Below are 3,287 nucleotides of genomic sequence, written 5' to 3'. Positions count from 1 at the left end.
AAATGGTCGATCTCCTACGACCAGCGATGCGTCGAGTACGCGCGGGACTGCTTCGACGCCACCGTGCCGGACCGGGTGCTTCGGGAGCTGCCCTACGATCGGGCGCTCGAATTGGGTTGTGGGACAGGCTTTTTCCTGCTCAACCTGATCCAGTCCGGGGTCGCCCGGCGCGGTTCGGTCACCGACCTGTCGCCCGGCATGGTCAAGGTCGCCACCCGCAACGGGCAGTCGCTGGGCCTGGACATCGACGGCCGGGTCGCCGACGCCGAGGGCATTCCGTATGAGGACAACACCTTCGACCTGGTGGTCGGGCACGCCGTGCTGCACCACATTCCCGACGTCGAGCTGTCGCTGCGCGAGGTGATCCGGGTGCTCAAGCCCGGCGGCCGGTTTGTCTTCGCCGGCGAGCCGTCGAACGTCGGCGAGGTCTATGCCCGTTCGTTGTCCACGCTGACCTGGCGGGTGGCGACCAACGTCACCAAGTTGCCCGGCCTGGGCGGCTGGCGGCGCCCGCAGGTCGAGCTCGACGAGTCCTCGCGCGTCGCCGCGCTGGAGGCGATCGTCGATCTGCACACCTTTGCCCCCGAGGACTTGGAGCGGATGGCCGCCAATGCCGGCGCGGTTCAGGTCGAGACCTCCAGCGAGGAGTTCACCGCCGCGATGTTCGGCTGGCCGGTCCGCACCTTCGAGGCTTCGGTGCCCCCCGGGCGGCTCGGCTGGGGCTGGGCGAAGTTCGCGTTCAACGGCTGGAAGACGCTGAGCTGGGTCGACGCCAACGTCTGGCGGCGCCTCGCACCGAAGGGCTGGTTCTACAACGTGATGGTCACCGGGGTCAAACCCTCCTGAACCAACCCGGCCAAGGCCTGCGCTTCACCACCGACGACGTCGGTTACCTGCGCTCGCAATCGGGTGTCGCGGCGCTCGCCGCGGTCGCCGAATTCGCACTGACGGACGCCACCCGGATCGCCGACGTCGCCGCGGTGCGCGCTCGCTTCGGTGACCGGGCACCGATACTGGTGGAGACGACGCTGTTGCGCCGGCGCGCCGCCGAGAAGCTGGGGGACGTGCACCGGTGGCTGTTCACCGACGAGGCGTTGCAGCAGGCCACCGCGGCGCCGGTGGCCGCGCACCGGGCGCGACGGCTCGCGAGCGGGCCAGGTGCCCCAAACGTCATAGTGCACGACGCGACCTGTTCGATCGGCACCGAAGTCGCCACGCTGCGGGGCGCGGGGGTCGAAACGCTGGGCAGCGACATCGACCCGGTGCGGCTGGCGATGGCGGCGCACAACCTCGGGGAGCGGGCCGGTCTCAGTCGCGCCGACGCGCTGCACCCGGTGACGCGCGACGCGGTGGTCGTCGTCGATCCGGCACGGCGGACCGGCGGGCGGCGGCGGTTCAATCCCGCGGACTACCAACCCGGCCTGGGCGAGCTGATCGACTGCTACCGGAACCGCGACTTGGTCGTAAAGTGCTCTCCCGGAATCGATTTCGATCACATCCGACGCCTCGGCTTCGACGGTGAGATCGAGGTGACGTCTTATCAGGGCTCGGTGCGCGAAGCATGCCTGTGGTCGAGTCGGCTCACCGAGCGGGGGGTTCGCCGACGCGCGAGCGTCCTCGATCGCGACGAGCAACTCACCGACACCGACCCCGATGACTGCCCGACGGGGCCGGCGGGGCGATGGATCGTCGACCCGGACGGCGCCGTCGTCCGGGCCGGGCTAGTTCGCCAATACGGCGCTCGCCACGGCCTGTGGCAACTCGACCCCGACATCGCCTACCTGTCCGGCGATCGGCTGCCGCCTTCGGTCCGGGGCTTCGAGGTGCTCGAGCAGCTGGCGTTCGACGAGCGGCGGCTGCGTCAGGCGTTGGCGGCGCTGGACTGCGGGACGCTGGAGGTTCTGGTCCGCGGGGTGCGGGTTGATCCCGACGCCCTGCGACGACGGATGCGGTTGCGCGGTAGTCGATCCCTGTCGGTGGTCGTCACCCGGATCGGGCCGGGGGCCGCAGCTCGCGCGACGGCGTTCGTCTGCCATCCCTCGCGATAGTGCCAGGTACGCTGGCGGGGTCACTTGCCCAGACGCCCAGCCGCGGCGAGTCTACGAGGAACCTTCCACGATGCGTTATCTGATAGTCGCGGCCGTGCTGGCACCGGCGGTCCTGCTGGGCTGGCCGGCCGCGGCCGCACCGCCGTCTTGCGTAGGCATGGGGGGCACCGTCGACTCCGGTCAGATGTGTCATGTGCGCGCCACCGGGCCCACGTACACAGTCAACATGACCTTTCCCGCCGACTACCCCGACGAACAAGCCCTGGTCGACTACATCGCCCAGAACCGGGACGGGTTCGTCAACGTCGCCCAGAGTTCCGGGGGGCGCGATCAGCCCTACCAACTAGAGGCGACCACGGACCAGCACAGCTCCGGCCAGCCGCCACACAACACCCGTAGCGCCGTGCTCAAGCTCTTCCAGGACGTCGGGGGCGCGCACCCGTCCGTTTGGTACAAGGCGTTCAACTACAACCTCGGGACCAATCAGCCGATCACCTTCGACAACCTCTTCGCCCCGGGCACCACGCCGCTGGACACCATCTTCCCGATCGTCCAGCGCGATCTGGAGCGGCAAACTCCTTTGGGCGCAACGATTTTGCCGTCGACCGGGAATGATCCGTCGCACTATCAGAACTTCGCGATCACCGACGATCAGCTGATCTTCTACTTCGCCCCGGGCGAGATCCTGCCCGCATTTGCCGGAGCGCTCCAAGCTCAGGTGCCCCGCAACGCGATTCCGCCGCTGGCCATCTAAGTCCGCGCGATCGCCACTAAGTCAGATGGTGGCGACCCGCTTCGTCCGGCTCCGCCGCACTCGCGATCGCCACGTCGCCTTATACCGGTCCGGCCTGCAACTCCATCGCCACAGCCGCGACCGCCAGCACAATTTGGGCAATGCAGCCGACGATCGGGGAGATGAAGGCCCTTTTTCGCCGCAGCAGGAGATACCCGGCGACGGCGAAGTCGACGAGCAACACGGCGCCGCCGCCCCACGTTGCCAACTCCATGGCCCGGTCGATCCAGGCGGAATCGCCGCACTGCATCGACGCGCAAGCGTCGGTGCTCATGACGAGCAGGCCCAGTAGCGCGAAGGTTGCTCCGAACAGGCCCGCATGGACAACCAACAGGATGAGCGTCGACGCGATATGCGCCGGGCGACTGCGATCAGTCGTGTCAGAGGTCGGCACTAGGAAATTATTGCCCGGTCACGCCGGTGCGAAACCGTAGACCTGACCGTCG

The 3,287-nt window shown here is 68.2% G+C and carries 4 protein-coding genes; 3 read left to right on the top strand and 1 reads right to left on the bottom strand.

Features of this window, described 5'->3' with window-relative positions; all coding sequences use genetic code 11:
• The 3 genes from JOZ00_RS17210 to JOZ00_RS17200 all read left to right on the top strand — a co-directional run.
• The coding region (locus tag JOZ00_RS17210; RefSeq protein ID WP_293345662.1) for a class I SAM-dependent methyltransferase at positions 1–846 on the top strand (846 nt) is incomplete at its 5' end.
• 17 nt (positions 847–863) lie between these two features.
• Positions 864–2,048: a class I SAM-dependent methyltransferase gene (locus tag JOZ00_RS17205; RefSeq protein WP_293345664.1), complete on the top strand. Its 1,185-nt coding sequence runs from the start codon at positions 864–866 to the stop codon at positions 2,046–2,048.
• Between the two features lie 70 nt (positions 2,049–2,118).
• Positions 2,119–2,802 (top strand): esterase, encoded by a 684-nt coding sequence (locus tag JOZ00_RS17200; protein ID WP_293345660.1) that lies wholly within the window; start codon positions 2,119–2,121, stop codon positions 2,800–2,802.
• A 79-nt stretch (positions 2,803–2,881) separates the two neighbouring features.
• On the opposite strand, the gene JOZ00_RS17195 is transcribed toward JOZ00_RS17200, so the two are convergent.
• Positions 2,882–3,235, bottom strand: a complete 354-nt coding sequence (locus JOZ00_RS17195; protein ID WP_293345658.1) for a hypothetical protein — start codon at positions 3,233–3,235, stop codon at positions 2,882–2,884.
• Between the last annotated feature and the right edge of the window lie 52 nt (positions 3,236–3,287).

Origin of the sequence: Mycobacterium sp., assembly GCF_019243155.1 — a bacterium.
Lineage (GTDB): Bacteria > Actinomycetota > Actinomycetes > Mycobacteriales > Mycobacteriaceae > Mycobacterium.
The sequence above is the reverse complement of the archived record's forward strand: the minus strand, read 5'-3'. Positions and strand labels throughout refer to the sequence as shown.